Origin of the sequence: Pantoea sp. 1B4 (assembly GCF_016925765.1) — a bacterium.
GTDB lineage: Bacteria > Pseudomonadota > Gammaproteobacteria > Enterobacterales > Enterobacteriaceae > Pantoea > Pantoea agglomerans.
Map to the genome: position 1 here is coordinate 3,508,095 of NZ_JAEUWZ010000001.1, position 26,096 is coordinate 3,534,190.

Here is a 26,096-nt window from a genome sequence, read left to right on the forward strand (position 1 = left end):
GGCCGACAACATTGTCGGCCCACAGGTTATATCAGTTCTTAGCGTGTCGCGTTAGAGGGCGCCTTCATATATCGGAAGAAGTCGCTATCCGGGCTTAACACCATCACATCCTGATCGCTATTGAAGCTGTTTTCATAGGCACGCAGGCTACGAATAAAGGCGTAGAAGTCAGGATCTTTGCTGAACGAATCGGCAAACAACCGCGCCGTTTCCGCATCACCGTCACCGCGTGTAATCAGCGCTTCACGCTGGGCTTCAGCCAGAGTACGGGTGACCTGGTAATCGGCCTGGGCGCGCAGTTTTTCCGCCTCTTCCTGACCCTGTGAACGCTGGCTCCGCGCTACCGCTTCACGCTCAGCACGCATACGGTTAAAGATCGCATCAGACACTTCAGTCGGCAGGTTGATCTGCTTGATGCGAACATCCACCACCTGAATACCTAACGCCGCCATACTGTTCGGGTTTGGTGCTGGCTCGCTGCTGTTGGTTTCACGCTCGACACGGGCCGCTGCACTGGCAATCGCGTCATCAGCCGCAGGGGTTGCGATTTCATCATCGTTGCCTGCAGAGCCGGTATTCAGCGCGTCACGCACATCGGTAGTCAGACGACCACGGGAGTCCGTTACGATATCTTTCACATCCAGACGACCCATCTCAGAACGCAAGCGGTCACTGAACTTACGTTTCAGCAGCACTTCCGCCTGAGAGACATCACCGCCACCGGTGGCCAGGTAGTAGCGACTGAAGTCGCTGATACGCCACTTGATGTAGGAGTCCACGATCAGATCTTTCTTCTCTTTGGTGACGAAGCGATCGGCCTGGTTATCCATGGTCTGGATACGCGCATCCAGCGTTTTAACCGTTTCCAGGAATGGAATCTTGAAATGCAGACCCGGCTCGAACACCTGCGGTTTGTTTTCGCCGTCGCGCAGGACTTTACCGAAGCGCAGAACAATGCCTCGCTGCCCTTCCTGCACCACAAACAGGGACGCATAGAGCGCCACCAGCACGACAATGATTAAAAATACTATTGGCTTACGCATCGATTACTCTCTCCCTTCGCGCTGGCTGTCGCTGCGCTGAGCATTTGCCCGACGCTGATCCATGATGTTGTCCGGACTGTATGACGACGTGTCATTGCGGCTGGCACTGCTATCGGAGCGCGCAGGCTGCGAAGAACCGTTCGCGCCTTTCTGACCATTCTGGCCCGATGAAGTCTGACCGCCACGCATCAGTTGATCCAGCGGCAGCACCATCAGGTTATTACTCCGATCGTTAACCAGTACTTTGCGGGTATGGCTCAGCACACGTTCCATGGTCTCGATATAGAGACGCTCTTTGGTGATTTCGGGTGCAGCTTTATACTCAGGCAGGATCTTGGCGAAACGCGCCACCTCACCCTGCGCTTCCAGAACGGTACGCTCTTTGTAAGCGCGTGCCTCTTCCAGAATACGTTGCGCCTGGCCGTTAGCACGAGGCTGAACTTCGTTGGCGTAAGCTTCGGCTTCGCGAACGTACTGCTCGCGGTTTTCGCGTGCGGCAATCGCGTCATCAAATGCAGACTTCACCTCTTCCGGCGGACGTGCAGCCTGGAAGTTGACGTCCAGCACCGCGATCCCCATGTTATAAGGGCGAATCGTCTCGTCGATTTCACGCTGGGTATCGCTACGCACCACGGTACGACCTTCGGTCAGGATGCGGTCCATGGTAGAGCGACCAATCACGCCGCGCAGCGCGCTGTCGGTAGCCTGACGCAGGCTGTCGTCCGCGCTGGTCACAGCATAAAGATAACGTTCCGGATCGGTCACGCGGTACTGCACGTTCATCTCCACGCGTACTACGTTCTCATCCGAAGTCAGCATGACGCCAGAAGCAGCCAGTTCGCGCACCGATTCAACGTTAACCGCACGCACCTGATCAACGAATGTCGGCTTCCAGTTCAGGCCGGGTTCGACCAGATGACTGAATTTACCGAAGCGCGTCACCACGCCACGTTCCGCTTCTTTGATGGTGTAGAAACCGCTTGCAGCCCAGATGACTACAGCAGCAACAGCCACGATACCAACAATTTTGCCACCGCTGCCGGAGCCGCGCTGACCGTTGTCGTTCTGTTTGCCACCGCCCAGTCCACCAAGCTTCTTGCTCAGCTTACGGAAGATATCATCCAGATCAGGAGGCCCGGATTCCCGTCCTCCCTTATTCCCCCCCAGAGTTGCCGCCTTGATTATTGCTGCTTCCCCACGGGTCGCGGTCCTGTCCGTTATTTCCGGGCTGATTCCACGCCATGTTTCTACTCCATTTATTGTAATTACGATTTTTACCCTTCAGCTTTCGGATTGCAGCGGTGTTGGCTGCCTTCGCTCACTCCGGTCACTTACCTGCGTAAGCTCCCGGAGATTCACTCAGTTGCCGCCTTGCTGAAATCCGAAATACTCGGGTAACGCCAGCGTATTCGGGTCTGCAAAGAAAGTGCGACAATCTTCAATTTTTAAGGTAAATGCGTTTGGGCAATATCAAACAATGTAACTGGTCAGCGACGGTTCCTGCTTACATAAACGCATCCACTCAATAATGGGCATACGTATCTGCAATCCTACACTGCCGTCTTCTTCATTCCACTCTTTCTCAATCGCCTGCAGCTGATAGAAACGGCTGCGAAGTCGCCCCGCTTCCGGTGGCAGACGTAATGCGTGCTGGGCTATTTCACCCGCCAGACGCTCAGACAGCGCCTGCCATAGCAACGGAATGCCTGCGCCTGTCTGGGCGGAAAGCCAGACGCGGATTGGCAGGTTCTCTTCGTTACGATCGATACGCGGTTCGAATCCGTCGAGCATATCGATTTTATTCATCACCAGTAACGTCGGGATTTCGTCCGCTTCAATCTCTTCCAGTACGGCATCGACGGCGGCGATATTTTCCGTGACGCGAAGGTCAGCCCCATCAATCACGTGCATTAACAGCGTCGCCTGACGAGTCTCCTGCAGCGTGGCTTTAAAAGCGGCAACCAGATCGTGAGGAAGATGGCGAATAAAGCCTACCGTGTCCGCCAGTACCACGTCCCCGACATCAGCAACATTCAGACGGCGCAGTGTGGGGTCGAGCGTCGCAAACAGCTGGTCTGCGGCAAAGACGTTGGCGGAGGTCATGGCGTTAAAGAGGGTCGACTTGCCGGCATTGGTGTAACCCACCAGCGAAACCGTTGGCACATCCGCTTTGGCTCGTGACTGACGTCCCTGCTCACGCTGTTTTTCAACTCGCTCAAGACGAGACAAAATCTGACTGATACGGCCGCGCAACAGCCGGCGGTCCGTTTCTAACTGCGTTTCACCCGGGCCACGTAAACCAATCCCGCCTTTCTGGCGTTCAAGGTGGGTCCAGCCGCGCACCAGACGTGTCGCAAGATGGCGCAGCTGTGCCAGCTCAACCTGCAATTTACCTTCGTGGGTACGTGCGCGTTGGGCAAAGATATCCAGAATTAAACCGGTGCGATCAATGACCCGGCATTCGCACAGGCGCTCGAGGTTTCTTTCCTGAGCGGGCGTAAGGGCATGATCGAATAATACGACCGATGCTCCTGTTGTTTTTACCGCATCGGCAATTTCAACGGCCTTTCCTTCACCGACAAAATACTTGGGGTGTGGCGCTTTGCGGCTGCCAGTAACCACTTGCAGCGCCTCAACGCCAGCAGAAGAGACCAGGGTTTCAAACTCCTGCAAATCTTCTACTTCTTTGTCTTGGGAGAACCAGATGTGTACCAGTACGGCCTGCTCACCGGCTTCATAACGGTCAAACAAGCTATAACCTCGCTAAATAAAAGACCAGGACGGAAAACCGCTGTTCTCCGTTCCTGGCTGTACGGTGACGCGTTATTCTGCGTTATCACCGTCTTGTTGTGGCTGTGGCTGCGCAGTTGTGTTGCTGCCGCCATGATGGTAATTGTTGCTGCCGCCACCGGTATTATTGCTATGGTGAGAAACCGGGCGTGAAGGAACAACGGTAGAAATGGCGTGCTTATACACCATCTGACTCACCGTGTTTTTCAACAAAATGACGAACTGATCAAATGACTCAATCTGACCCTGCAACTTAATACCGTTAACCAGATAAATCGAAACCGGAACACGTTCACGACGCAGTGCGTTCAAAAACGGGTCTTGTAATGATTGCCCCTTAGCCATTCTATCTTTTCCTTATATGCTTGTTGTTTGTTGCAAGTAGAACCTATGGTTCTGAAAAAAACTGCGTAAAAATTTGCGCACGATAACCCATCAATTGTACACAATCACCCATGCTTCGCACTAAGAACCTGTAACACTGTATCACGCGCCAGCCGGGGCTCGTCACTGTCAAGCCAGTGAATATTTTCCCAACCGCGTAACCAGGTCATCTGTCGCTTAGCAAGCTGCCGGGTTGCGCAAATTCCCCGATAAACCATCTCGCTGTAATCGATTTCGCCCGATAAATAAGACCACATCTGACGATAGCCAACACAACGAATGGAAGGCATGTCCGTATGCAAATCACCTCGTGCAAAAAGGGCCCGAGACTCCGCTTCAAATCCTGACGCCAACATCTGCTCAAAACGCAACGCGATGCGCTGGTGCAGCAATTCACGGCTCGCGGGGGGCGATGGCAAACTGTTGCACGTCGTAGGGTAACGCTTCACCGGATGTTTTTGTCAGTTCCGTTAAAGTTTTACCCGAAATAAAAAAAACTTCCAGTGCTCGCGAAAGTCTCTGCGGATCATTCGGATGAATACGACTGCCGGCAACCGGGTCGATTTCACACAGCTGGCGGTGTAAAGCTTCCCAGCCTTTTTCACGCGCCGTTTGCTCTATCCGCTGACGAACGTCGGGATCGGCCGAGGGCAACGGCGACAATCCTTCAAGTAACGCCTTGAAGTAGAGCATGGTTCCACCAACAAGCAACGGTATTCGTCCGGCTTCAACGATATCCGCCATTTCTGCTAAAGCATCCCGCCGGAACTCCGCTGCCGAATAGGCTTCAGCGGGATCGCGAATGTCGAGCAGACGATGGGGTGCCACTGCTAACTCCTCAGCCGACGGTTTCGCCGTACCAATATCCATCTGACGATAGATTAAGGCAGAGTCTACGCTGATTAGTTCCACTGGTAACCGCTTACGCAATTCAATTGCTAAAGCAGTCTTGCCAGAAGCCGTGGGTCCCATCAAAAAAATAGCCTTTGGCCGGCCAGCCTGGTTTAATTCACTCATGCTTCAACGCGTTGATCGCGCTCTCAATCTCTATGGGCTGTAATAAGCCTGAAGGCGGCGATTTCAGCAGCTGTGGGCAAAGCCGTTCAAGCTCTGCCAGCAGGTTGATCGCCTGTGAGTGATTCCAGTCGGAGGACTCTGTATCCTGACGCCGCGCCAGCCACTGGGCCAGTTGCGTCGCAGAGATCTCCTGCTGCCGGGCGAGATAGCCTAACAGCTCAGGAATCAAGATTTGTAAATTTTGTGTTCGTAACGGTAAAGGCACCGCGCGTAAGGTCACGTGGTCACCTTCCGGCTGAAGATCAATACCCATCTGATTGAGCAGGCTGCTCTTTTCTTTTGCGGCCTGCCGTTCATCCAGGGCGATTTTGAGCCGCACCGGAATCAGCAGGGGTTGCGGTTTAAGCCCTTCCTCACCCGGTTCAAGCTGCGCCTGTTTCAGCCAGCGCGCCGCGACCGGCAGCGCCATCAGCATTAACTTCTGATCCTGCTCCAGCAGCGCATAGTGGTTTTGCAACACGGTCAGTACCCGGCCAAAGCTCTGGGCATGCGCGGCCAGCGGCGAGGGTTTTTCGGCCGGACGCGGTGCCGGTTCACGGTTTTTTTGGCGGCGGCGTGGCGCTGACAGGCGTTTTCAGCAGCTGCTGATAAACCGCGCCTTCACGCTGACGATACACGTTCTCTTTGTTTTGCCAGGCCGGCGCCGCTGCGGGCGGTGTTTGCCGCGTGGAGGCTGAAGATTGATTCTCGCTGGCGGGCGCTGCAGGCTGCGCAAAATGATTCCCCCCCCGCCGCCTGACGGTTTTCCGGCTGCCAGCGCGGTGCGGCTTCTTCTGCCTGCAGCGCAGGCAAAATGGGTGACGCTATCGCCTGTAACGCGCTGACCACGCCCTGATAAATAAAATCATGCACCAGGCGTGACTGATGAAAACGCACTTCATGCTTGGCCGGGTGAACGTTGACATCCACCTGATGCGGATCGATCTCCAGATAGAGCACGTAAGCGGGCTGCTGGTCATCCTGGAGCTGGGTCTGGAAAGCCTGGCGAATAGCGTGATTAATCAGCTTGTCGCGCATCATCCGGCCATTGACGTAGCAATATTGTAACTCGGTGACCTGGCGCGAACCGGCGGGATCGGCGACCCAGCCGCGCAGCGAGAGATCATCATGCTGCCAGTCAATTCGCAGCGCATGCTGAATAAACGTGGTGCCGCAGATAGCTGCCAGTCGCCGTTCGCGCTGGCTCTCCTCGCTGACGGCCCGATACTGACGCATCATTTTGCCGTTGTGGCTCAGTGAAAGCGCGACATCAAAACGCGCCAGTGCAATACGACGGATCACTTCGTCGATATGACCGAACTCGGTTTTCTCTGTGCGCATAAATTTGCGGCGTGCCGGGGTGTTATAAAACAGATCCAGCACTTCGAGCGTAGTCCCACAGGGATGCGCAGCCGGTTTAACCGTTACCGTCATATCACGCCCTTCCGCATAGGCCTGCCAGGCTTCGGTTTGATCGGCGGTACGTGAGGTTAAGGTCAGGCGGGAGACAGAACTGATACTGGCGAGCGCTTCACCGCGAAAACCCAGGCTCATAATCGCTTCCAGGTCATCCAGTGAGGCGATTTTACTGGTGGCGTGTCGGGCCAGTGCCATCGACAGCTCGCTTTTCACGATGCCGCAGCCGTTGTCACGGATGCGGATAAGCTTTGCGCCCCCCTTTTCAATATCAACGTCAATGCGCGTTGCACCAGCATCCAGGCTGTTCTCCACCAGCTCTTTTACAACCGATGCAGGACGTTCAACCACTTCACCCGCCGCAATCTGGTTTGCCAGTTGGGGCGGTAAAATTTGTATCGGCATGGTTTTCCTTTTAGCTGGCCGCCCGGCGCAGCGGCCGGGCAAACAATCAGGATGCAGGGATTTTCAGGTTCTGCCCCAACATGACGTTGGTCGATTTCAGATTATTGGTCTGCATTATCGCTTTCGGGCTGACGCCATAATGTGCGGCAATGCCGGTCAGTGAATCACCCACGACCACTTTATGACGCACAACGCCGCGTGGCGTGGCGCGCGTGGTGCGGCTGGCGGCCGCACTGGCCGGCACTTTCAACCGCTGTCCGACCCATACCACATCCCGCTTCAGGGTGTTCATCTCACGCAGGGTCGCCATGCTGACGCCATACTTCGCGGCAATCCCGGAAAGTGTCTCACCGCGCGTTACCGTATGGCGCTGAGTTACGCCGGTATATTGCGTCACCCCGGTCGCCGGGTTGCTGGCGACGTTAACCGCTGGCGACGAGCCCAGCGGCCGGTTTTCCTCCTTTGGGATGGATTGCAGCGGGTGCGCCAGGAAATAAGTGCGCAGACCTTTATAGATCGACTGCGCAATCTTATCCTGGTGTGCGCTACTGCCAAGCAGTCGCTCCTCCGAGGAATTACTGATAAAGCCGGTTTCCACCAGCAAAGAAGGAATATCGGGTGAACGCAGCACGCCAAGACTGGCATGCTCAGGCAGACGTTTATGCAGCGATGTCACGCTGCGCATCTGCTGCAACACTTTCTGGGCGATGTCATAACCGACCCGCTGCGAGTGACCGAATTGCAGGTCAAGTACCGCCTGGCTGAGGTAGGGGTCGGCCTGACTGTTAGCCAGCAGGTCACCTGCGCCGCCCAGCAGCTCAGACTGTTTCTCTTTCTGCTCCAGCCAGTTAGCCATCTCGTTATTGGCCCGGCGGTTTGATAATACCCAGACCGATGCACCGGTCGCCGCATGGCTCGGCGCGGCGTCAGCATGAATTGAAACCAGCACGTTGGCGTTGGCTTTACGCGCCACGTCGGAGCGGCCCATAACCGAGATAAAATAGTCGCCATCACGCGTCAGGACGCCTTTGAACATCGGATCGTTATTCAGCAACACCCGCAGTTTACGTGCAATTGCGATCGTGACGTTCTTCTCTTTCAGTCCGCGCTGCCCGATAGCGCCGGGATCCTGACCGCCATGTCCGGCATCAATCGCCACAATCACGGTATCATTCTGGCTGACGGCCCGGCCAGGACTCACGGTGCTGGCTGTGCTGGTCACGGACGTCACCGGATTCGAATTAAAGGGGTTAGCCGCTGCGGCACTCTGGGTGGGCACGCGTGTCGGGGCCGTTACCGGCGCAGGCACACTGCGCGTAACAGCAGGTGGCTTACCGGTAATGGTGAAGACCACGCTGTAGCTGTTGCCATTGCGCTGGGTGACCGCCCGGGTTTTACCCGCCTGCGTCAGCTCAAACACCAGCCGCACGCTCTGTTTATCTTTCGGGGTGCTGGTGCGAATTCGCTTTACGATGTTTTCGCCGCTGAAATTTAACGGCAGCCCCTGAACCACGCCGCTCTGGCGCACATCAAGCACCACACGGTCAGGATTGCGCAGCGGGAAGAAGCCATAGACAGGCTGTCCGGCAAAGTTCAGGGTGATGGTTGCCTGGCTGTCGCCATTAGCGACTTTGATATCCGACAGGGTGGCGGCAAACAGGGGTGTACAGACCAGCAGCAACAGTGTCACCAGCGCTATTTTCATCCGTGACATCATGCCTGATCCCTGCCCTGACCAAATTGTTCAAGCCATTGCTGGCCCGACGAGGATTGTGCCGTCAGTTCCGCTTCACGCGCCTCACCCACGTAACGCAGCGTTAGCGTGAGATCGGGCGGCGGCAGAAAACCGGCGCCCTGCTGCGGCCATTCAACCAGGCAGATAGCATCGCCGCTGAAATAGTCGCGGATGCCCATGAATTCAAGCTCTTCAGGATCGGCAAGACGATAGAGGTCGAAATGATAAAGTGTGCGGTCGTCCAGCGTGTAAGGCTCAACCAGCGTGTAAGTAGGGCTTTTGACGTTGCCCTGATGGCCCAGCGCCTGCAGAAAGCCGCGGCTGAAGGTGGTTTTACCCGCCCCCCAGATCGCCATAGAGATAAATCACTGCCGCGCTGCCACAGGCGCGCGCCAGCTGAGCGCCCAAACTGAGCGTAGCCGCCTCATCGGGCAAAGAGATAACACAGGTCTTCATGCTTCTTTATTCATCTCAGGATTAACAAACTGCCACAGCAGATCCAGTAAATCAGTTGCCAGCATACCGCGCGTACCACGTTCCGCAGCGACCGCATCGGCCGCGGCACCATGTGCAACGCAGCCGGCGCAGGCCGCATCAAACAGCGTCAGTTTCTGGCCCACCAGCGAGGCGATGATTCCACTCAGGAGATCGCCCATACCGCCGGAGGCCATACCGGCATTGCCCACGTCAGCAAAGGCCATTTCACCTTGCTCGCTGGCAATCAGCGTACCGGCACCTTTCAGTACCACTACACCACCATAACGCTGCGCCAATGTCTGCGCTGCATGTAAGCGGTCACTCTCAATTTCACTGGTCTCGGTATTCAGCAAACGCGCCGCTTCTCCAGGATGCGGCGTAATAATGCGATTCTGACGTTTCTCCGCACTGATTGCCAGCAGGTTAAGTGCATCCGCGTCCCAAAGCATCGGCTTTTCACTGCTCGCGACCTGCTTCAGCGCACGCTTTCCCCAGTCGCGCTGACCCAGACCGGGCCCTATCGCAATGACATCGGCCCACTCCAGCGCCTCCGTCAGGCGCTCATCGGTCAGTTCATCGACCATAATTTCGGGCCGGGCGGTCAGGATCGGAATAATATTATCTTTGTGAGTAAGTACTCGCACCAACCCACTACCGCTGCGCAACGCCGCTTCGGCCGTCATCCGTACCGCGCCAGCGGTACCGGCATCGCCCCCCACTACCAGCAGCCGGCCATGACTGCCCTTGTGCGAGGTTGGTTTGCGCGGCTTGAGCCAGCGGGTTAATGCGCTGGCATCATAACGCGCGATGGGAGCCCCTTCGCCCGCCAGAAAAGCGGCCAGGCCGAGATCGGCATAGTAAAGCTCTCCAATGTAATCTCGCGCTTTGCCAGTGATCTGGCCCGGTTTAAGAGCGACCACACTCAGCGTATGGCTGGCATTAATTACCTCACCGGGCGCGGTGCCATTGCGGGCTGATAAGCCGGAAGGCATATCAATGGCAAGTTTCGGCGCCGCATGGGCGTTCGCCTGCTGGATCAGCGTGGCATAGGGTTCTTCGGGCGCACGATGACTGCCGGTTCCCAGCAGCGCATCCACAATCATATCGATCTGCTCTGGCCAGACCGCATCGGCCGCATGAATTTCACCGCCCGCATCCAGCCACGCGTCACGTGCACGCTGCGCCTCTTCAGGCAACGCTTTTTTTACTTGCGCACGCCAGCAGCGTAACGGTTTTGCCCGCCGCCTGTCCCAGTCGCGCCAGCACATAACCATCGCCACCGTTATTGCCGTGACCACACAGAATCAGCCAGTGGCTGGCCTCTGGCCAGTGCGCAGTCAGATGCTCGTAAGCGGCCTGTCCGGCACGCAGCATCAGCTCATACAGCGTAATGCCGAGCGCATCGGCCCCCCTGTTGCTCAAGCTGGGCCACAGCCTGCGCAGGCCAGACAGAATATGGTAAACTGCGGCTGTTTTTCTTCGAATCCTGGTTACTCATGTCATACCCTCTCGATCTTCATCAATTCGCACAACAGATTAAACAGTGGGGATTGGATCTCGGCTTTCAGCAGGTCGGCATCACCGATACCGATCTCAGTGCGGAAGAGCCGCGCCTGCAGGCGTGGCTGGATAAGCAGTATCATGGCGAGATGGAGTGGATGGCGCGACACGGCATGATGCGGGCGCGTCCTCATGAACTGCTGCCCGGCACGCTGCGCGTTATCAGCGTTCGCATGAACTACCTTCCGGCCAAAGCCGCCTTTGCCAGCACGTTGAAAAATCCCCAGCTGGGCTATGTCAGCCGTTATGCATTAGGTCGTGATTACCACAAAGTATTGCGCAATCGACTGAAAAAGCTCGGAGAAATGATCCAGCAGCATTGTGGCGAGCTTAATTTTCGCCCGTTTGTGGATTCGGCCCCGCTGCTTGAGCGGCCGCAGGCAGCCAAAGCGGGACTCGGCTGGACCGGCAAACATTCGCTGATACTGAATCGGGAAGCAGGCTCATGGTTTTTCCTCGGCGAACTGCTGATCGATATTCCGCTGCCGATAGATACACCGCAGCAGGAGCAGTGTGGCCGCTGTGTCGCCTGCATGACCATCTGCCCTACCAGCGCGATCGTTGAGCCCTACGTCGTGGATGCCAGGCGCTGTATTTCCTATCTCACCATTGAGCTGGAAGGCGCGATCCCGGAAGAATTTCGCCCGCTGATGGGCAACCGGATATATGGCTGTGATGACTGCCAGCTGATCTGTCCGTGGAATCGCTATGGACAACTCAGTGACGAAAGCGATTTTTCACCGCGAGCGGCGCTACACGCCCCTGAGCTGATCGATCTGTTTCAATGGGATGAAGCGAAGTTTTTACGCATCACTGAAGGCTCAGCGATTCGCCGCATTGGTCATTTACGCTGGCTGCGTAATATTGCAGTGGCGCTGGGTAACGCGCCCTGGTCGCCCGAAATCGTTCAGGTACTGGAACAACGACTCGGTGAAAGTGACCTGCTGGATGAACATATTCTGTGGGCAATCACGCAGCAGCAGCAGAAACGCGAGCAACTCGTGGTTGAAGTGCAACCTGCCCAGCAGAAGCGCCTGGTTCGTGCAGTAGAGAAGGGTTTACCGCGTGATGCGTGATTGAACAGCTTGATCGCGAATTATCGTTTTCCACATGCTGTGAATAAAAATAAAAAGCTGTTGTCATTCAACTGCAACAACGCTGATTTTGCTGTTAAATAACAAATTGAAATATTTTCATAATGATAAATATCAACAACTTATATAAAAGTTGTGTTTATTTAATAATGAGGCTATCGCTTCGGTTAACCTGCAAAGTTGTGGATAACTCTGTTCAAAAGCCATTTACAGATCGCCGTAACAGGCGCAGATGATGGGGTGCAGTGCTGTGGATAACCTTCATGAAACAATCAAAATCACGCGACGTAAAACAGTCGGCTAACGGACTGAAATGAGGGTGATGTTAAATCTGGAGCGGGAAACGAGACTCGAACTCGCGACCCCGACCTTGGCAAGGTCGTGCTCTACCAACTGAGCTATTCCCGCATAGAAGGGCACTACTAAAAAAACTGGAGCGGGAAACGAGACTCGAACTCGCGACCCCGACCTTGGCAAGGTCGTGCTCTACCAACTGAGCTATTCCCGCAAAGAGGGTACTGCTTACATTTTAAAACTGGAGCGGGAAACGAGACTCGAACTCGCGACCCCGACCTTGGCAAGGTCGTGCTCTACCAACTGAGCTATTCCCGCGCCTTGTACCGTTAATAAATTCTTCACCGGTACGGGGTGCGCATTATACGAGAAATCGTTGCTGCTGCAAGCGTCTGAAAGCAAAAATTTTCGCTTTCAGCGCGTTTGCTGATTAAATCAGCAACCTGGTGATTTCATGCGCACCCGTCGCCGATTAAAGCTGCAAAAAGTGTTCGCGGTAGTACGCCAGCTCCGCCACGGACTCACGGATATCATCCAGAGCCTGGTGCGTCCCCCTTTTTTTTGAAGCCAGGAAGGATATCGGGTTTCCAGCGACGAGCCAGCTCTTTCAGGGTACTGACATCCAGATAACGATAGTGGAAGTACGCTTCCAGCTCAGGCATATACTTAAACAGGAAACGACGATCCTGCCCGATGCTGTTGCCGCAGATAGGCGAGGTGTTCGCCGGAACCCACTGTTTCAGGAACTCAATGGTCGCCAGCTCTGCTGCGCGATCGTCAATCTGACTCTCCTTCACCCGCGCAACCAGACCGCTGTTGGTATGAGTGCGGACATTCCACTCATCCATCAGCGCCAGCTGCGCATCGGACTGATGAACGGCCATGACCGGCCCTTCCGCCAGAATGTTCAGGTTGGCATCAGTCACCAGGGTCGCAATTTCAATAATGCGATCGTGCGTCGGATCAAGTCCGGTCATCTCAAGATCAATCCAGATCAGATTCTGTTCATTTCCAGTAGCCATGCTGTTTCCTGCGGTTGCTGTAGTCGTCATTTACGATGAATAAGGTGTATCATAGACGTTTTGCCCAGCCGGGCGAAATCTGGCTAACGCTGTGAGGGTGAGTGAGTAAAAATAAACTGTCGAAGGGCCAACAACGCCGCGTAAGCGCTAACCACGATCGCCGTCTCAACCAACGCAGAGAGCGTCCGGAAGCGGATGACAACCTGTTTGGTGAAGCTGCAGATGGGGTCGTTGTCAGCCGTTTTGGCATGCACGCTGATGTTGAGGATAGCGCAGGCGTCGCCCACCGCTGCAATATCCGCCGAACCATTCGTTCGCTGGTCACCGGTGACCGGGTGCTGTGGCGTCCGGCAACCAGCGGCAACAAAGGTATTGTTGAAGCGGTGCATGAGCGCACCAGCGTATTAACCCGCCCCGATTTTTACGACGGCGTGAAGCCGATGGCGGCGAATATCGACCAGATCATCGTCGTCTCCGCAATCCTGCCTGAACTGTCGTTAAACATCATCGACCGCTATCTGGTTGCCAGCGAAACGCTGGATATTGAACCGTTGCTGGTACTGAACAAAACCGATCTGCTGGATGACAAGGCGCGCGCCTTTGTCGATAAGCAGATGGATATCTATCGCAATATTGGCTATCGCGTGGTGATGGTTTCCAGCCGGGCGAAAAACGGCATGGACGACCTGAAAGCGGCGCTGACTGACCGCATCAGTATCTTTGCCGGTCAGTCTGGCGTCGGCAAATCGAGTCTGCTGAATGCCCTGCTCGGCTTCGACAAAGAAGAGCAGGTCGCTATTCTGACTAACGAGGTTTCGGATGGCTCAGGCTTAGGCCAGCACACCACCACCGCATCGCGCCTTTATCACTTCCCGGACGGCGGCGATGTGATCGATTCACCCGGCGTGCGTGAGTTCGGTTTATGGCATCTTGAGCCGGAACAAATTACCCGCGGATTTGTCGAATTCCGCGCATTCCTTGGCGATTGCAAATTCCGCGATTGTAAACACGGCAGCGATCCCGGCTGTGCCATTCGCGAAGCGGTCGAACAGGGCAAAATCAACAGGTCCCGTTTTGATAACTACCACCGTATCCTGGAGAGCATGGCGCAGGTAAAAACGCGTAAAAATTTCCCTGATGGTGAAAGTTAATCGGTATAACCGCGTCTGAACGGATAAGCCGGGGCATTTTGCGAGGTGCATTCCAGTCGCGCGTCCAGACCGTGCAGCGTGCCGGAATTCGGGTATAGTCGCCATCTGAACGGGGCGCTGCTACAATCCGCCCCCTTTTTTACAACGTCATAAAATAGCCAGGAGGCTAAGGTGTTTGATCGTTTAAAACTCGGCTTGAATCATATTCTCCCGAAGAAATGGCTGACTGAACTTGCCGGTTGGGGCGCCAGTCGCCGCGGTGGTTGGTTGACCAAACTGGTCATTGACATCTTTGTCTGGTTTTACAAAGTCGACATGGCGGAAGCGCGTAAGCCCGATACCGCCAGCTATCGCACCTTTAATGACTTTTTCGTTCGTCCGCTGAAAGACGATGCGCGTCCGGTGGATGCCGATGCCAATCTCATCGCCCTGCCCGCGGATGGCGCTATCAGCCAGCTCGGCCACATTGATGGCGATCAGATTTTCCAGGCTAAAGGTCATCACTACACCATTGACGCCCTGCTGGCAGGTGATGAGCGGATGGCAGCCCAATTTGTTGATGGCGAGTTCGTCACCACCTATCTGGCGCCCCGTGATTATCACCGCGTCCATATGCCGTGCAACGGCATCCTGCGTGAGATGATTTATGTGCCTGGCGACCTCTACTCCGTCAACCCGCTGACCGCGCGTAATATTCCCAACCTGTTCGCCCGTAACGAGCGCGTCATCTGCTACTTCGAAACCGATATCGGGCCGATGGTGCAGATCCTGGTGGGTGCCACCATTGTCGGCAGCATCGAAACCGTCTGGGCTGGCACCATCACGCCACCGCGTGAAGGCGTGATCAAGCGCTGGCACTATCCGGCAGCGGATGATGAAAGCGCCGTGGTGCTGTTGAAAGGCCAGGAAATGGGCCGCTTCAAGCTTGGCTCTACCGTCATCAATCTGTTCGCACCTGGCCGCGTCAAACTGGCTGAAAGCCTGGAAGCAGAAAGCAAAACCCGTCTGGGTCAACCGCTGGCGATTGCGCTGCCGGTCGCGACAGACATTTCCGACGTCATCGTCGATTAAATTGAGTGTCCTCTGTGCGTTCGATTCTCCTCCTGCTGCTGAGCCTGTGGCTCAGCAGCCCGGCCTTCGCGGCCAGCCTTCCTGATGCCAGCCAGCTCAAACAGCAGCTGGAAGAGATAAAATCGGCCAAAAGTTCACCCTCTCAGGCTGAACAGATCCAGACGATTGAAGCCGCCTTAAACTTTCTCTCTGAACGCGATGAATCGCTGGAGCGCGCGGCGCAATATCAGCAGGTTATTGATGATTTTCCGCGTCTGGCGCGCGAACTGCGTCAGCAGATCGCCGCGCTGAGTGACAGCGGGAAAACCGTGCGCAACAACATGAGCAGCGCCGAGCTGGATCAGGAGATCCTGCAGGTCAGCAGCCAGCTGCTGGAAGAGGGGCGTCAGGCACGGCAGGAGCAGGATCGGGCGCGGGAAATCAGTGATTCGCTGTCGCAACTGCCGCAGCAGCAGACGGAAGCACGCCGGGCGATGACGGAGAGTGAACGCCGTTTGCAGAGCGTCAGCAGCAGTTCGCCACAGGGGCAGCTGCAGCTGGCGGCTCGCCAGGCGGAAAGCGCCGCGAATAAAGCGCTGGTCGATGAACTTGAGCTGGCACAGCTCTCTGCCAACAACCGTCAGGAACTGGCGCGGATGCGGGCTGAAGCCCACCAGCGCAAAGCGACTCAGCTCGATAACTATCTTCAGGCGCTGCGCAACCAGCTCAACGATCAGCGGCAACGTGAAGCCGAAGTCGCGCTGGCCCGCACCGAGCAACTGGCAGAAAACAGTGGCGATCTTCCGCCAGAGATCAGCGATCAGTTTCGGGTTAACCGCGAACTCTCGGTTGCCCTGAATCAGCAGGCGCAGCGCATGGATCTGGTGGCGTCGCAGCAGCGACTGGCCACCAACCAGATTATTCAGGTCCGTCAGGCGCTCTCTACCCTGCGTGAACAGTCGCAGTGGCTGGGTGCCTCTAATCTGCTGGGCGAAGCGCTACGGGCGCAGGTCGCGCGTCTGCCGGAGATGCCCAAGTCGCAGCAGATTGATAATGAGATGGCACAGCTTCGCGTGCAGCGTCTCAATTATGAAGATCTGCTGGAGCGCCAGGAGGCGCTGCGCAAGGGACGGCAGGCCGATGGTCAGCCCTTCACCGCAGACCAGAAGCGTATTCTTGATGCGCAGCTACGCACTCAGAGGGAACTGCTCAATTCGCTGATTTCCGGCTGTGACACGCTGATTCTGGAGATCACCAAGCTCAAGGTTGGCAACACGCAGTTGCAGGATGCGCTGACAGAAGTCAAAGAGGCGACGCACCGCTATCTGTTCTGGACCGCCGACGTTAACCCGATTGGTTTGAGTTATCCGCTGGATCTGGCCAAAGATCTTTCCCGTCTGCTGTCGCTGGATACGCTGGGTCAGCTCGGCAAAGCGATGGCGATGATGTTTACCAGCCGCAACTCGGTGCTGCCGATTATTGGTGCGTTGCTGCTGGTCGGCTTCAGCATCAGTTCGCGCCGCCACTTCAATGCTTTCCTTGACCGTTCCGCCAGCAAAGTCGGCAAGGTCACGCAGGATCGTTTCCGCCTGACTATCCGTACCCTGTTCTGGTCGATCCTGGTGGCGCTGCCGCTGCCGGTGTTATGGGGTGCGCTGGGTTATGGCCTGCAGAACGCCTGGCCCTACCCTATCGCCGTAGCGATAGGTGATGGCATTACCGCCACGCTGCCGCTACTGTGGGCGTTTATGATCAGCGCTGCCTTTGCCCGTCCTAACGGCCTGTTCATTGTGCATTTCCGCTGGCCGCAAAACCGGGTGGCGCGCGCCATGCGCTACTACTCGCTGAGCATCGGATTAATTGTGCCGCTGATTATGTTGCTGATCGCCTTTGGTAATCTGGAAGATCGGCAGTTCTCCTCGTCGCTGGGCCGTCTCTGTTTCATCCTGATCTGCGGGGCAATCAGCATTGTCACCGTGAGCCTGAAGCGTTCCGGGATTCCGCTCTATCTCGATAAAGAGGGAAATGGCGAGAACATGGTGAACCGGATGCTGTGGAACCTGATGATCGCTATGCCGCTGATGGCGGCTCTCGCCTCCGCTGTGGGTTATCTGGCTACCGCGCAGGCGCTGCTGGCGCGACTGGAAACCTCTGTCGCCATCTGGTTCCTGCTGCTGGTTATCTATCACATTATCCGGCGCTGGATGCTTATTCAGCGTCGCCGTCTTGGCTTTGATCGCGCCCGTCAGCGCCGTGCCGATATGCTGGCTAACCGTGCGCGCAGTGAAGAGGAGAAGGAGCAAGGCTCTCTGAACACTGATGCGATTGAAATTGAAGAGCCGGTAATTGACCTGGATGCGATCAGTGCGCAGTCGCTGCGGCTGGTACGCTCTATCCTGATGCTTATCGCCCTGGTCTCTGTGATTGTGCTGTGGTCAGAAATCCATTCGGCCTTTGGCTTCCTGGAGAATATTCAGCTGTGGGACGTCAGTACCTCAGTGCAGGGCGTAGAGTCGATTCAGCCCATCACCCTGGGGTCAGTGCTGATCGCCATTCTGGTGTTTATTATCACCACCCAGCTGGTGCGCAATATGCCCGCGCTGCTTGAGCTGGCGCTGTTGCAGCATCTTAATCTGACGCCAGGTACGGGTTACGCCATCACCACACTGACCAAATATCTGCTGCTGTTGATTGGCGGGCTGATTGGTTTCTCAATGATTGGTATTGAGTGGTCGAAGCTGCAGTGGCTGGTTGCCGCGCTGGGTGTGGGACTGGGGTTTGGTTTGCAGGAGATTTTTGCCAACTTTATCTCAGGTCTGATTATCCTGTTCGAAAAGCCGATTCGTATCGGCGATACCGTGACAATCCGCGACCTGACCGGCAGTATCACGCGAATTAATACCCGCGCGACCACCATAACCGACTGGGACCGCAAAGAGATCATCGTGCCGAACAAGGCCTTTATCACCGAGCAGTTTATTAACTGGTCGCTGTCCGATTCCGTGACGCGCGTGGTGCTCACCATTCCGGCTCCGGCGAAAGTCAGCAGTGAACAGGTGACCACCATTCTGATCCAGGCGGCTGAGCGCTGCAGCTATGTCCTGGACACGCCGCAACCGGAAGCCTTCCTGGTCGATCTGCAGCAGGGGATTCAGTTATTTGAACTTCGTGTGCATGCTGCTGAGATGGGACACCGTATGCCGCTGCGTCACGAACTGCATCAGTTGATTCTGAGCGGATTTGATCAGCACGGTATTGAGATGCCGTTCCCGCCGTTCCAGATGCGTATGGAAACCCTGGGTAAGAAGCTGCCTGCCAGCAACGGCACACCCGCTGCCCGCGCCTATAAGTCTGGCGGACTGTAATGCAAAACGCCCGGCTGAGCCGGGCGTTATTGCAAGTCTGAGCCGTCAGTTACTGTTTAACGAACTCTTCGCCCTGGGCGATATCTTTCTTCAGCGTATCCAGCATGCCTGACAGCGCCTGCTGTTCGTAAGCGCTGAGGGTACCAATCGGCCTGCGTTCAGCCACACCGTTTTTACCCAGCAGCAGCGGCTGGGAGAAGAAGCGCGCATGTTCACCCTCGCCTTCTACGTAAGCACACTCCACCACATTAGCTTCACCCTTCAGCGCGCGTACCAGTGACAAACCGAAACGTGCGGCTGCCTGGCCCATCGACAGCGTGGCCGAGCCGCCACCCGCTTTGGCTTCCACCACTTCGGTGCCGGCGTTCTGGATGCGTTTGGTCAGATCGGCCACTTCCTGATCGCTGAAGCTGACGCCTTTAACCTGCGACAGCAGCGGCAGAATGGTTACGCCAGAGTGGCCACCAATGACCGGGACTTCCACCTGGTCAGGCTGCTTGCCTTTCAATGCAGCCACAAAAGTATTAGCGCGAATGATATCCAGCGTGGTCACGCCGAACAGCCGATTTTTGTCGTAAACACCGTGCTTTTTCAGCACTTCTGCCGCAATGGCCACGGTGGTATTGACCGGATTGGTGATGACACCAATCAACGCTTTAGGTGCCGTTGTGGCAACCTGTTCGATCAGATTACGGACGATACCTGCGTTAACGTTAAACAGGTCGGCGCGATCCATACCAGGCTTACGTGCGACACCCGCGGAAATCAGTACCACATCGGCACCCTGTAAGGCAGGCGTGGCGTCTTCTCCACTGAATCCCTGAATAGCCACTGCGGTAGGAATATGGCTGAGATCAACGGCAACACCCGGCGTAACCGGCGCGATGTCATACAGCGAGAGTTCTGAACCTGCGGGAAGCTGGGTTTTGAGCAGAAGTGCGAGCGCCTGGCCTATGCCGCCAGCGGCACCGAGAACGGCAACTTTCATTCTTAACTCCTTATTAAGGTGGGGCAGAGATGGGCCGAAATTCTATCTGTGTCAGACCTTAATCAACTGCTCAGGCGATGATAAATATCCGTTGTTAATTCTACGTGTTTTCACACTTAATCTCCGGATTCAAAAGTTACTTATCATTGCACCTGAATGACCGACAACTTTGCCGTCGTCAGACAGAGAACGGCTACGTGCGTTTTCTGTTACTACACCACCAATAATATAACAACTTTGCAACCTTCGCCTTCCGGGGCTGTGACGCGTGTTTTGGTCTGAGCGGATTTATTTGCTATTATCGCCGCCCGCTAGCCGCCCGGACGCTGCTCATCAATCGAACGATTGCATAAAAATGCATATAAATGCATAATCACCACTCTGCCGCGGGCGGATGCGCGGTTATTCTCTCTATTTATTGGTAACCTATGCGAAACCCATCGAAACAAGACGATCTGGTTAAGGCTTTCAAAGCCTTATTAAAAGAAGAAAAATTCAGTTCCCAGGGCGAAATTGTTCAGGCGCTTCAGGACGAGGGCTTTGAAAATATCAATCAGTCCAAAGTCTCGCGAATGCTGACCAAGTTTGGCGCAGTGCGCACCCGGAATGCCAGGATGGAGATGGTCTATTGCCTGCCCGCTGAGCTGGGTGTGCCGACCACCACCAGCCCGTTAAAAAACCTGGTACTGGATATCGACTACAACGATGCACTGGTAGTGATTCATACCAGTCCCGGCGCAGCACAGCTGATTGCACGTATGCTGGATTCACTGGGTAAGTCGCACGGGATTCTGGGTACCATCGCTGGCGATGACACAATCTTTATTACCCGCGCGCGTGACTTCACCGTTAAGCAGCTGCACGGTGCCATCCTCACCCTGTTTGAACAGGAACTCTGATCGCGGACTGACGACCGGCCATCATGCGCCAGATCGTCAGTTCGTTCTCTCTGCTCACCCCTTTCCACGACAGTTACCCGCTCTGGATAAGTAATAAGCCTGCTTTTACACGCCCGGCTGTTGGTCAGATCGATAACTCTGCTTCACTTTATGCGCTATTTTACACTGCTTTACATCACTGAACCGGCACCATTGCCCGGATCCAGATCAAACTCCAGCCCGATACACCTCCGACTTTCGCACTAAAAGTTAAAGTGATCTATCTCACTGTTTTTGCAATTAAAAGTGGCTTAAAGGTTACTTTTTATCCTTTTTTTTATAACGTTAAGTTATTAAAAGTAGCCATAAGGATAAAGAATCACAAAAAAAACATTATTAGCGGGGTATTAATTTCTGACGTTATTAGTTCTATACTTCTTTTCGTGATGCAAATCACACTAAATAAAAAAGATAAAAATAGACGACGAGGAAAAATCTATGAACGTAAAAACTACTATTGCTACCCTGAGCATTCTCTCCGCCCTCTCATTTGGTGCTGTGGCAGCAGAATCTATTGATGCGTCACAGGCACAGAATCTGCAGGCTGTCGGCACCATCAGTGTCAGCGGCGTGGCGGGTTCGCCGATGGATATCAAACAGAAACTCAGCGACAAAGCCGATCAGCAGGGCGCAAAAGCCTATCGCGTGATTGAGGCATACAATAACGGCAACTATCACGCTACCGCCGCACTGTATAACTAAGGCGTAACCGATAATGCCATCTGCTCTCTGTCTGACGCGCCCTTTTGCGCTCCGGAGAGCTGAAGCAGAAATTTCAGGAGAGTTGACCATGAAAATGAAATTAGCTATCGCTGCACTGAGTCTGGCATCCCTGTTCTCAGTGGGTGCTAACGCCGCCAGCCTGGTGTCCAATGAACAGGCACAGGGCCTGCAGCCAATGAATCAGACCATCAGCATTGGTGGACGAAATGGCGACCAGACACATATCCGTCAGGTGCTGTCAGAGAAAGCGGATGCCCAGGGCGCAAGCCACTATCGCATCATCGAAAACAACCAGGATAACACCTGGCATGTCACCGCTGAGCTTTATAAATAATTAACCGTGATGACGCCTGAAGGGCGTCAGAAGATATCGACGACCCGCCTTTACGAGTAACCGCAGGTTGTTGAAAGTATTGAGGAGATAATCATGAATATCAAAACAACCATCGCTACAGTCAGTCTGCTTTCCGTTATGGCGTTCGGCGCATCAGCCGCACAGCTGGTCACCGGCGATCAGACGCAGAACCTGCAGCCTGCGGGCACCGTGACCATCAGTGGAACCGCGGGATCGCCAATGGATTACCGCGCTGAGCTTTCTCAGAAAGCGGATGAACAGGGTGCCAGCGCCTATAAAGTTATTGAGGCGCGCACCGGCGATAACTATCACATCACCGCACAGCTTTATAAGTAATTCCTCGTCAGATGTATGACGAACCCTTTGGCCCCGCTCGCCGGGGCCTTTTTTCATCTGACGTTTTATCTGACATTAAAGTGAAGCTGACCTTCCAGCTCCTCTTCCGCTTCATCAAATAACAGAATCAGCGCGCCATAACGCCGTCGCTGTCCCCTGCCCAGATTAACAAATTCAATCTCCAGCGGCAGCGGTAACAGATCGCCCGTCACCACATCCCATAATCCATCCAGATCGCAGATGCGGCGCTCCTCCAGCGCAAATCGCTCGCTGAACTGGCGGAAGAAATGGGCCTGATCGACAATTTCATTAAAATCAAAACGCTCGATTTTCATGCTGACGGCTCCCATGCTCCGTCTGCGGGCGACCTTCGCCGCCCGTTACTGTCCGCTAGCTCAAACCGCCCAGGTGCAGCGCTTTGACCTCCAGATACTCTTCCATGCCGAGTACCGAACCTTCGCGGCCCAGCCCCGACTCTTTCACGCCACCAAACGGCGCCAGCTCGGTTGATACGGCACATTCATTAATGCCGATCATGCCGCTTTCCAGCGCGGCTGAAACACGGAACACCCGCTGCAGATTCTGGGTGTAAAAGTATGCGGCAAGGCCGAACGGCGTATCGTTAGCGCGGCGGATGACGTCATCTTCATCATCAAAGCGGAAACAGGCTGCCACCGGACCAAAGGTCTCCTCCTGCGCGAGCTGCATCCCTTCGTGCGCCTCAGTAATCACAGTGGGCTGCCAGAAGTTGCCACCCAGCGCATGTCGCTCGCCACCCGCCAGTAATTTGCCACCTTTTGCTACCGCATCATTGACGTGCTGCTCAACCTTTTCCACCGCCGATGCCTCAATTAATGGCCCGACAATCACGCTCTCTTCCATGCCGTTGCCCACCTTCAGCTTGTTCACTTCGGTAGCCAGCTGCTGAGTAAAACGATCATAGATTGCATTGTGAATGTAGAAGCGGTTTACGCTGACGCACACCTGGCCCGCATTACGGAATTTGTTGGCAATGGCGCCCTGTACGGCGGCATCAATGTCGGCATCGTCAAACACGATATAAGGGGCATTACCCCCCAGCTCCATCGACACTTTTTTCATGGTTTCGGCAGCATTGCGCATCAGCAGCTTGCCCACCTGGGTGGAGCCGGTGAACGAGATTTTACGCACCGCTTTGCTGGCCATGATGGCATCGCTGATAGCATGGGTATCACCGGCTACCGCATTCAGTACACCATCAGGCACACCTGCCTCCTTCGCCAGCGCCAGCAGGGCAAAGGCGGAGAGTGGCGTGTTATTGGCAGGTTTAATAATGCCGGTGCAGCCGGCAGCCAGAGCTGGCCCCAGTTTGCGGGTCAGCATCGCCATCGGGAAATTCCACGGCGTAATGGCAGCCACAACGCCAATCGGTTCGCGGGTTGCCAGAATACGGGAGCCGGGTTTAGCTGGCGGAATAATCTCACCATTGGTCCGTTTCGCCTGCTCGGCGAACCACTGAATAAAACTGGCGGCGTATTCTACTTCCCCTTCCGCCTCTTTCAGGGGCTTGCCCTGTTCGGTCGTCATCAGCTGTCCCAGCCAGCGCTTGTTCTCAATGATCAGCTGGTACCAGCGAGTGAGAATTTCAGCGCGCGCTTTTGCAGTCTGCGCCCGCCAGGCGGGAAATGCGCGCTCCGCTGCGGCGATAGCCTGTTCCGTTTCAGCTTTACCCGCTTTCGCCACCTGTGCAATCACCTCACCGGTCGCCGGATTGGTCACGTCAAAGGTAGAGGCCGCCTGATGCCACTGGCCGTCCGCTAAATAGCCGGTCCGGAACAGTTCGCTCTCTTGCAGTGATTTCATTGATTCGCTCCTGTCAGTTTTGCTCTTCCGTCTGGAGAGTATAGTTGGCAAAAGCGACAGATTTTGTGATGGGTGGGGATTGCGCAGGCCGCTGCAGGTCACAGCGGCCAGATTCAGATTTGGATGAGCGTGTTCTGGTACTTATCCAGCATCATAGCCAGTCGTTTTACCGGTTCCGTTACGCTGGCGGGAGCCTCGTAATGGGCCAGTTTTTCCTGATAGACATCCAGCTCTTTCAGCAGACGTTCAAAGTAGTAACGCCGCTTGTCATCGCTGCTGGCGGAGATCACCCGGTCAGCGGTGTAACGCAACTGCCGGTGATAAGCAGAGAGATCGGCATTCACCGGCACTTCTGCGTCGCGTAACCGCTGATGACCGATGATCAGCGTCAGGGCGATGCGATATTTGTTGATATCGCCCGGAAACAGGTTCAGCAGCAGAAACAGTTGCTGATAGAGCGCTGGCAGATGGTTTTCACGCCGGCGCGCCTGATTGGTCGTCATGGCAGAGACAGCCGCATACATAAAGCGGTTCAGCAGCTTGCGGCCGGTGCGCGCTTTTGATTTATCACGAATCAGCAGGATCACCATCATCGCCACGAAGCAGCCGATGACCTGGCCCAGAACGTTATCGAGAAAGACGTTAATGTGGAATTCCATCGGATTATCCAGCACCAGAACGTTAAGGGTGCCAATCAACGCCCCCAGCGTGCCGAGCTGACGCCGCTGAATAAAGATACCACCGATAAAACCGAGCAGGCCGATTGCGATGCAGAGCAGCAGTGCGCTCTGCTGCGTCGCCGGGAGTACATACATAAAGTAGAGCGCGCCCAGCGGAACCGCGACCGTCATGCCGTAGAGAAAGTCCTTTGCCATCATCAGCGGGTTGGGCATACGCATCGCCAGTGCGGTGATGACAGCCAGCATGACCATGCAGCCACTGCCAGAGGTCCAGCCGGTATAGAGCCAGAACAGCGAACCCAGCGCGGTCGCCACAAAGGTACGGATACCATTGATCATCGCATGATGCGTTTCAGCGGAACGCGCCTGGATCACCACCTCGCGCTGCAGAATCTCCTCTTCCAGCGAGGTGATCCGGCTATTACTTTTGATCCCTTTCAGTAGCAGCAGATATTCGGTAGCAGTGCCTACCCAGCTGGCCAGCGTGACCGGCGTTGATTTGCCGCTGGCACCAATCACCCGCCGCATCACTTTCATCCGCTTATGCACCTCTTCAACGGTCGAGGCTGGTTTTTCAACCATCAGACGATACTGGGGCGGAATGTAATCAGGACGGGAATTCTGGATCAGAAAGGTTTCGGCTGCCTGTGTAATCAGCGTCAGTGACAGCGTATTGAGCATCTGCAAACGGCGGTTGCTGTTCTTCCAGCGTGAGGACTCCATCATCAGCTGGCTGCGCATGCTGTTCAATGCCGTGGTGCGCCGTACCAGCGCGCTCCAGGCTTTATCGACCTCTTCTTTATCACCGTGAGCGACGCAGAGTTGCAGCAGGTTATAGTGTGCCACCAGCAGCGAATCGACCTCAGCGTCGATCACTTTTTTTAATCGAACGGGGTGAGAAAATCATGTCGGCCAGAATGGCGCACAGGATGCCGAGTACGATTTCACTGCAGCGCTCTACCGCATATTGTGGCACCAGCGTCAGACCGCCGCTGGCATTAGCCGTCACCACAATAATCAGCGCGGTGTAGCCCGCCAGTCCAAGCGCGTAAGAGTTTTCTACCTTGATCAGCGAAGAGAGCCAGACGCAGAGTCCTGCCCAGATGCAGCACAGCAGCAGCATCACGACCGGTGCACGCACGGTGGCGATCATGATGGTCAGCGCGGCGATACAGCCAATAAATGTCCCGATAATACGCAAAACGCCGCGATAGCGCAGCGCCCCTGAATAGGGGTCACCCCCGGCCGCAAACGCGGTACCGCCGGCCACGATACCGGCGGTCATCACCGCCCAGCGCGGCGTTTCAAGGTTAAAGTGAAAACCCACCATCAGCGCTAATACCAGCGCAAAGGTGAGCTTTACCGGGAACCGCAGGAACTCGATCATATCGC

15 protein-coding genes, 3 tRNA genes and 7 pseudogenes are annotated in these 26,096 nt (G+C 55.3%); 8 read left to right on the top strand and 17 right to left on the bottom strand.

Going from position 1 to position 26,096, the window contains the following annotated elements:
- Nucleotides 1-38: 38 nt before the first annotated feature.
- The 9 genes and pseudogenes from hflC to nnr all read right to left on the bottom strand — a co-directional run bounded on the left by hflC (nucleotide 39) and on the right by nnr (nucleotide 10,804).
- Entirely contained in the window at nucleotides 39-1,043 is a 1,005-nt protein-coding gene (gene hflC, locus JNO11_RS16810; RefSeq protein ID WP_010256123.1) for a protease modulator HflC, read from the bottom strand.
- A 3-nt stretch (nucleotides 1,044-1,046) separates the two neighbouring features.
- Nucleotides 1,047-2,286 (bottom strand): annotated as a pseudogene (hflK, locus tag JNO11_RS16815) (FtsH protease activity modulator HflK).
- 227 nt (nucleotides 2,287-2,513) lie between these two features.
- Nucleotides 2,514-3,794 (bottom strand): ribosome rescue GTPase HflX, encoded by a 1,281-nt coding sequence (gene hflX / locus JNO11_RS16820; RefSeq protein ID WP_010256119.1) that lies wholly within the window; start codon nucleotides 3,792-3,794, stop codon nucleotides 2,514-2,516.
- A gap of 72 nt (nucleotides 3,795-3,866) precedes the next feature.
- Nucleotides 3,867-4,178, bottom strand: a complete 312-nt coding sequence (hfq, locus tag JNO11_RS16825; RefSeq protein WP_010256116.1) for an RNA chaperone Hfq — start codon at nucleotides 4,176-4,178, stop codon at nucleotides 3,867-3,869.
- Nucleotides 4,179-4,282: 104 nt separating this feature from the next.
- A pseudogene (gene miaA, locus JNO11_RS16830) lies at nucleotides 4,283-5,234 on the bottom strand (tRNA (adenosine(37)-N6)-dimethylallyltransferase MiaA).
- Nucleotides 5,227-7,094 (bottom strand): annotated as a pseudogene (gene mutL / locus JNO11_RS16835) (DNA mismatch repair endonuclease MutL). The pseudogenes miaA and mutL overlap by 8 nt, the downstream one beginning before the upstream one ends.
- A 46-nt stretch (nucleotides 7,095-7,140) precedes the next feature.
- Nucleotides 7,141-8,811, bottom strand: coding sequence for an N-acetylmuramoyl-L-alanine amidase AmiB (amiB, locus tag JNO11_RS16840; RefSeq protein WP_010256106.1), 1,671 nt, complete (start codon nucleotides 8,809-8,811; stop codon nucleotides 7,141-7,143).
- Nucleotides 8,808-9,285: pseudogene (tsaE, locus tag JNO11_RS16845) on the bottom strand (tRNA (adenosine(37)-N6)-threonylcarbamoyltransferase complex ATPase subunit type 1 TsaE). The gene amiB and the pseudogene tsaE overlap by 4 nt, the downstream one beginning before the upstream one ends.
- Nucleotides 9,282-10,804: pseudogene (nnr, locus tag JNO11_RS16850) on the bottom strand (bifunctional ADP-dependent NAD(P)H-hydrate dehydratase/NAD(P)H-hydrate epimerase). Before nnr ends, tsaE begins: the two co-directional pseudogenes overlap by 4 nt.
- Here nnr and queG point away from each other — a divergent pair.
- A complete protein-coding gene (gene queG / locus JNO11_RS16855) occupies nucleotides 10,803-11,942 on the top strand; it encodes a tRNA epoxyqueuosine(34) reductase QueG (RefSeq protein ID WP_325177519.1) in 1,140 nt (379 codons plus the stop codon). The pseudogene nnr and the gene queG overlap by 2 nt on opposite strands.
- Before the next feature lie 350 nt (nucleotides 11,943-12,292).
- On the opposite strand, the gene JNO11_RS16860 is transcribed toward queG, so the two are convergent.
- The 4 genes and pseudogenes from JNO11_RS16860 to orn all read right to left on the bottom strand — a co-directional run bounded on the left by JNO11_RS16860 (nucleotide 12,293) and on the right by orn (nucleotide 13,276).
- A tRNA-Gly gene (locus tag JNO11_RS16860) sits at nucleotides 12,293-12,368 on the bottom strand.
- Nucleotides 12,369-12,392: 24 nt separating this feature from the next.
- Nucleotides 12,393-12,468: transfer RNA gene (locus tag JNO11_RS16865), tRNA-Gly, on the bottom strand.
- Nucleotides 12,469-12,496: 28 nt separating this feature from the next.
- Nucleotides 12,497-12,572: transfer RNA gene (locus JNO11_RS16870), tRNA-Gly, on the bottom strand.
- Between the two features lie 154 nt (nucleotides 12,573-12,726).
- Nucleotides 12,727-13,276: pseudogene (gene orn / locus JNO11_RS16875) on the bottom strand (oligoribonuclease).
- A gap of 101 nt (nucleotides 13,277-13,377) precedes the next feature.
- Here orn and rsgA point away from each other — a divergent pair.
- From rsgA to mscM, 3 genes are all read left to right on the top strand, one after another.
- Complete coding sequence (rsgA, locus tag JNO11_RS16880; RefSeq protein ID WP_010256092.1) at nucleotides 13,378-14,427, top strand: small ribosomal subunit biogenesis GTPase RsgA; 1,050 nt, start codon at nucleotides 13,378-13,380, stop codon at nucleotides 14,425-14,427.
- A 171-nt stretch (nucleotides 14,428-14,598) separates the two neighbouring features.
- Complete coding sequence (gene asd / locus JNO11_RS16885; RefSeq protein ID WP_010256089.1) at nucleotides 14,599-15,498, top strand: archaetidylserine decarboxylase; 900 nt, start codon at nucleotides 14,599-14,601, stop codon at nucleotides 15,496-15,498.
- A gap of 14 nt (nucleotides 15,499-15,512) precedes the next feature.
- Entirely contained in the window at nucleotides 15,513-18,842 is a 3,330-nt protein-coding gene (gene mscM, locus JNO11_RS16890; protein WP_010256086.1) for a miniconductance mechanosensitive channel MscM, read from the top strand.
- A 49-nt stretch (nucleotides 18,843-18,891) separates the two neighbouring features.
- Here the strand turns inward: mscM and mdh are convergent, their stop codons facing one another.
- Complete coding sequence (mdh, locus tag JNO11_RS16895) at nucleotides 18,892-19,830, bottom strand: malate dehydrogenase (protein ID WP_010699812.1); 939 nt, start codon at nucleotides 19,828-19,830, stop codon at nucleotides 18,892-18,894.
- A gap of 428 nt (nucleotides 19,831-20,258) precedes the next feature.
- On the opposite strand from mdh, the gene argR reads away from it, so the two are divergent.
- The 4 genes from argR to yhcN (JNO11_RS16915) all read left to right on the top strand — a co-directional run bounded on the left by argR (nucleotide 20,259) and on the right by yhcN (JNO11_RS16915) (nucleotide 22,182).
- Nucleotides 20,259-20,729: a transcriptional regulator ArgR gene (gene argR / locus JNO11_RS16900; protein ID WP_010256080.1), complete on the top strand. Its 471-nt coding sequence runs from the start codon at nucleotides 20,259-20,261 to the stop codon at nucleotides 20,727-20,729.
- A gap of 477 nt (nucleotides 20,730-21,206) precedes the next feature.
- Nucleotides 21,207-21,470, top strand: a complete 264-nt coding sequence (yhcN, locus tag JNO11_RS16905) for a peroxide/acid stress response protein YhcN (RefSeq protein WP_022623941.1) — start codon at nucleotides 21,207-21,209, stop codon at nucleotides 21,468-21,470.
- Nucleotides 21,471-21,558: 88 nt separating this feature from the next.
- Nucleotides 21,559-21,825 carry a YdgH/BhsA/McbA-like domain containing protein gene (locus tag JNO11_RS16910; RefSeq protein WP_010256074.1) on the top strand — a complete coding sequence of 89 codons (267 nt, stop codon included), beginning with the start codon at nucleotides 21,559-21,561 and terminating at the stop codon, nucleotides 21,823-21,825.
- A gap of 93 nt (nucleotides 21,826-21,918) precedes the next feature.
- Nucleotides 21,919-22,182 (top strand): peroxide/acid stress response protein YhcN, encoded by a 264-nt coding sequence (gene yhcN, locus JNO11_RS16915; RefSeq protein WP_010256072.1) that lies wholly within the window; start codon nucleotides 21,919-21,921, stop codon nucleotides 22,180-22,182.
- A 65-nt stretch (nucleotides 22,183-22,247) separates the two neighbouring features.
- On the opposite strand, the gene JNO11_RS16920 is transcribed toward yhcN (JNO11_RS16915), so the two are convergent.
- From JNO11_RS16920 to aaeB, 3 genes and pseudogenes are all read right to left on the bottom strand, one after another.
- Entirely contained in the window at nucleotides 22,248-22,517 is a 270-nt protein-coding gene (locus JNO11_RS16920; RefSeq protein ID WP_010256069.1) for a hypothetical protein, read from the bottom strand.
- A 55-nt stretch (nucleotides 22,518-22,572) separates the two neighbouring features.
- The gene (locus JNO11_RS16925; RefSeq protein WP_325177520.1) at nucleotides 22,573-24,024 is read right to left on the bottom strand and encodes an NAD-dependent succinate-semialdehyde dehydrogenase; all 1,452 of its coding nucleotides are present in this window, start codon (nucleotides 24,022-24,024) and stop codon (nucleotides 22,573-22,575) included.
- Nucleotides 24,025-24,137: 113 nt separating this feature from the next.
- Nucleotides 24,138-26,091 (bottom strand): annotated as a pseudogene (gene aaeB / locus JNO11_RS16930) (p-hydroxybenzoic acid efflux pump subunit AaeB).
- Nucleotides 26,092-26,096 lie beyond the last annotated feature (5 nt).